Genomic DNA, 3,909 nt, shown 5'->3' with positions numbered 1-3,909 from the left:
TGGCGGGCTTCACCGCCGGGCTGGTCTGCCTGGGCTTTCTGCTGGGCGGCGCACCGCTGCTGGCCCATGTGCCCCTGTTCGTGCCCCTGGGCATCCTGCTGGCCACCGGGCTCATCATGCCCGTGAGCTGGATGATGCGCGACGCGCGTAATCCCCTGTCGCGCAAGGACGACCTGCGCTCGGCCTGGGCCTCGTGCCTGCTGGTGGCGGGCCTGGGACCGGTGCTTGGCGTGTTCGCCAGCCTGGGCCTCGGTCTGCTGCTCAGCCTGTCGCGGGCGGTGTCCGGCAGCGGCATCCGCTTTGCGCAAAGCGGCGATGTGTTCCACAGCAACGTGGACCGCTCCCCTGCGGAGCGCAAGCTCTTGAAGGAGCGCGGCGCGCGGATTCTCGTGCTGCGTCTGCAGGGCTTCCTGTTCCTGGGCACCCTGTACGGACTGCTGCGGGCGGTCTCCGCCCGGCTGAACGCGAACGACCCGGAGCGGGCCTTGCGCTTCGTGCTGCTCGATTTCGGCGCCGTCACCGGGCTTGGGGCCTCGGCGGCCATCGGGTTCCGCCGTCTGGAGGCCCTGGCGCGCACGCATGGGCTCCTGCTGTATCTCACCAGCGTTCCGCTGGAGCTGGAGGAGCACCTGGAGGGCCTGGGCTACGGCATGAACGACGACGGCGTGTGCCGCGTGGCCCTGAACCTGGACTATGCCCTGGAGTTCTGCGAGGACGCGATCCTTACCGATGCCGGGGGCGAGGCGGACCGCATGGAGCGCCCGGACAACCTTGAGGAACTTCTGGTCGCCACCTTCCCGGAGCCTCGGCTTCTGCCCGCGCTGATGCGCTGCCTGGAGCGGGTGGAGGTGCCGAAAAAGCACAGGCTCATCCAGCAGGGCGAGCCCTCGGACTGCATGTATTTCCTGCAATCGGGAAAGGTGCATGTGGAGCTGGCCCTGCCGGGCGGCAAGCTGCTGCGCTTGAAGAAAATGGGGCCGGGCACCATTTTCGGCGAGATGGGCATCTACACCAGCGCGCCGCGTTCGGCCTCGGTCATCGCCCTGGAGCGCTGCGTGGCCTACAAGCTGACGCTGGAGCGCTTCGTGCTCATCCAGCAAAAGGCTCCCCAACTGGCCGCAGCGGTGAACCGTTTCGTGGTGGGGCTTTTGGCGGAACGCGTGGCCGAGGAAAACGCCAAGAACCGCGCCGCCCAGCTCTAGCGGCGCTCCTCCTTCACTCCCTCGCTAGCCCCAGGCCGAGAGGTCCAGGTGCTCGCGCTTGCGGTAGGCCGTGCCCTGGAACGTGGCGATGGTCTCGCCGTCGTCGTTCTTCACTTCCACCACATAGGTCGCCAGGGGGCCGGAAACGGCGGTTTCCCGCGCGTGCGCGGTAAGTGTGCCGCCGTTGGCCCCGGCCTTGGTGAAGGCGATGCTGGCGTTGACGCCAAGGGCCAAGGTGCCGTGGGAGTTGGCAGCCGCGCCGAATGCCAGGTCCGCCAGGGTGAAGATGGCTCCGCCCTGGGCCACGTCGGCCCCGTTCAGGTGCTTCTCCTCCACGGTCATGGTCGTGGTGGCCGCGCCCAGGCTGATGTCCGTCACCTGTATTCCCAGGGCGACGCAGAGGCGGTCGCGGGTGTTGAAGAAGCGTTTCAGCCGGGCGAAACGGTCGGCGCGCTCGGCGTCGCTCAGGTGTGCGGTCATCTAATTGTCCTCCAGGGTGAAGAAGGCGCGGGCGTTGCGGCCCGTGCTGGCCCAGATTTCCTCGACGGTCATGCCCTTCAGCTCCGCGAGGCAGGCGGCGGTGAAGCCCACCAGCGCCGGGTGATTGCGCTTGCCTCGCCAGGGCTCCGCCGAAAGGTAGGGGCAGTCGGTCTCGATGAGCAGGCGTTCCAGGGGGATCAGGGCCACGGCCTCGCGCAGGCTCTCGTTGCGGGCATAGGAGACCGGGCCGGGGATGCTCAGGTGCCAGCCGTGGTCGAGCACCGTGCGGGCCTGGGCCTCGCCGCCGCCGAAGCAGTGCCACAGGAGCCTGCGCCCGGAAAAGCCCTCGTCCTCCAGCACGCGCAAGGAAGCTGCAAAGGCCTCCTGGCTGTCCGCCTTGTCGCGGCAGTGGATGACCGGAGGCAGGCCGAGCTCCCGCGCAAGCCCAAGCTGGGCGCGGAACACGCGTTCCTGCACGTCGTGCGGGTGGTCGTCCCAGTAGAAGTCCAGGCCGATCTCGCCCACGGCCTTCAGGCGCCGGTCGCCCGCAAAGGCCTGGCGCATGGCCGAGAGGGCCTCGTCGGTGCAGGTGTCGGCGTTGCCGGGGTGGATGCCCAGAAGGAAGAAGACCTCCGGGCGGGCGTCGAAGTAGTGGCGGTTCTTGTGATAGGCCGCAGGTCCCAGGAACACGTTGCCGATGTTCGCCACGCCGCAGGCGCGGGCGCGGTCGAGCAGTTCCTCGCGGTCAGCATCGAAATCGTCCAGATCCAGATGGGCGTGGGAGTCCACCCCGCCCAAGGGCAAGGCGAGGCTTTCCGGCTCCGGCCGGGGGGGCTTGTTCTTTTTTGACATGTCGCTTCGGTGTGTTCAGGCGGTTTCGAATTGCGTCCAGAGGTCCAGCACGTTCTGGCGCTGGGTGTCCAGCCCGTAGGCTGCGGCGGTGGCGCGGGCATTGGCCAGGGTGGGCGAAAGGTACTTTGAGCCCTCAAGGAACCAGCTCGCGGCGGTCTTGAGGTGCAGGGCCGCGCCCAGGATGTCGGCGTCGGCGCTCCAGAGCCCGTTGCCCGTCCCATTGCCCGTCCTATTGTCAGACCAAGGAACCTCGCGCACTGGCCACCAGGGCGCGAAGGGCGCGGGATCGTCCTGCGCGGGCAGGGCCTGGCGCATGTAGTCCGCCCCGCCGAAGCCCATGTAGCCCACGGGCAGGCAGCCGCAGGCCATGGCCTCCAGCGGCGGCAGAGGGCAGCCCTCGGGGAAGCCCGTGGCCAGGAAAATGTTCGCGGAGCCCAGGGCCTCAGCCACCTGCCGCGCGGTCATGCCCGCGATCTCCACCCAGCGGCAGCGGGCGGCGAGGCCTTCGTCCAGGTTCTGGAAGGTCTCCTGGATCTGCTTGGCCAGGGCCTTGTTCTTGCGCGGCATCCAGGCGATGCGCACGGCCTTTTGCGGATTTGGCTTCGCCTCGGGCGCGCGGAAAAGCGAGAGGTCAATGCCCGGCCGCAGCACCGGCGGGGTCTGCCCCGTGGTGGCGGCCACGAACTGCGCCACCGGGTCGGACACGGCCAGGAAGCTGACCGGCAGCCTGCGCCAGCTGACGCCTTCCGGCAGGGCGGAGAGCAGGTAGGCCCAGTTCTGCACGTACACCAGGCAGCGGGCCTGGGCGTTCAGCCCCGGCGAAAGGGCATTGACCCAGCCCTCCGGCACCACCCACAGGTCCTGTTTCGTCAGGGAGAGCTTGTCCCAGGCGACCATGGGCGCGTCCACCCAGGCCTCGGTTGGCGCCCAGCCTCCGCCCTGGCCCGGATTCTCGCGCGGGACGAGATAGGCCTCGCGCCCGGCGGCGGCGAGGAACGCGGCCATGCGCCGGATGACCGTGACGCCCCCGGCGGCCTGGCGCACGGGCGGCAGGAAGAAGAAGGTCCGCATGGGCTTGCGCATGGGCATACCTCGATCGCCGCGCCTGGGCGGGCGGCTTAGGCGCTGGCCTGCACCTGCGCGGCCAGCTCCGCGCGGCACAGGGGCACGTATTCGGCCAGGGCCTCGCGCCAGTGGCGGGGGGCGTATCCGGCCAGGCGCGCGGTTTCGGCCAGGTCGAGCACGGAATAGGGCGGCCGCTTGGCCTTGGTGGGGTAGCCGCTGGTGGGGATGGCCTTGACCTCGCAGGGCAGCTGGGCCAGCTCCAGGGCGGCGGCGGCCAGCTCGTGCCAGGTGGCCGGGCCGGAATTGGCCG

The 3,909-nt window shown here is 69.5% G+C and carries 5 protein-coding genes; 1 reads left to right on the top strand and 4 read right to left on the bottom strand.

All coding sequences use genetic code 11. The annotated features are described in order from the left end of the window. On the top strand, positions 1 to 1,202 hold a 1,202-nt coding region (locus VN419_RS04060; protein WP_325644709.1), incomplete at its 5' end, for a cyclic nucleotide-binding domain-containing protein. A gap of 24 nt (positions 1,203 to 1,226) precedes the next feature. On the opposite strand, the gene VN419_RS04055 is transcribed toward VN419_RS04060, so the two are convergent. From VN419_RS04055 to VN419_RS04040, 4 genes are all read right to left on the bottom strand, one after another. Continuing rightward, on the bottom strand, positions 1,227 to 1,682 hold the full coding sequence (locus VN419_RS04055; RefSeq protein WP_325644707.1) for a hotdog fold thioesterase: 456 nt from the start codon (positions 1,680 to 1,682) through the stop codon (positions 1,227 to 1,229). Further along, positions 1,683 to 2,534 (bottom strand): TatD family hydrolase, encoded by an 852-nt coding sequence (locus tag VN419_RS04050; protein WP_325644705.1) that lies wholly within the window; start codon positions 2,532 to 2,534, stop codon positions 1,683 to 1,685. Positions 2,535 to 2,549: 15 nt separating this feature from the next. Then, positions 2,550 to 3,617, bottom strand: a complete 1,068-nt coding sequence (locus VN419_RS04045; protein WP_325644703.1) for a glycosyltransferase — start codon at positions 3,615 to 3,617, stop codon at positions 2,550 to 2,552. A gap of 35 nt (positions 3,618 to 3,652) precedes the next feature. Continuing rightward, positions 3,653 to 3,909, bottom strand: a 257-nt coding sequence (locus VN419_RS04040; RefSeq protein WP_325644701.1) for a sugar nucleotide-binding protein, incomplete at its 5' end; no start/stop codon positions are given.

This window comes from Humidesulfovibrio sp., from assembly GCF_035560995.1.
GTDB lineage: Bacteria > Desulfobacterota > Desulfovibrionia > Desulfovibrionales > Desulfovibrionaceae > Humidesulfovibrio.
The sequence above is the reverse complement of the archived record's forward strand: the minus strand, read 5'-3'. Positions and strand labels throughout refer to the sequence as shown.

What these genes read in the sequence shown, in the direction of transcription:
- VN419_RS04055 (WP_325644707.1), bottom strand. Translation starts at nt 1,682, where the DNA reads ATGACCGCACACCTGAGCGACGCCGAGCGCGCCGACCGTTTCGCCCGG.
- VN419_RS04045 (WP_325644703.1), bottom strand. Translation starts at nt 3,617, where the DNA reads ATGCGCAAGCCCATGCGGACCTTCTTCTTCCTGCCGCCCGTGCGCCAG.
- VN419_RS04050 (WP_325644705.1), bottom strand. Translation starts at nt 2,534, where the DNA reads ATGTCAAAAAAGAACAAGCCCCCCCGGCCGGAGCCGGAAAGCCTCGCC.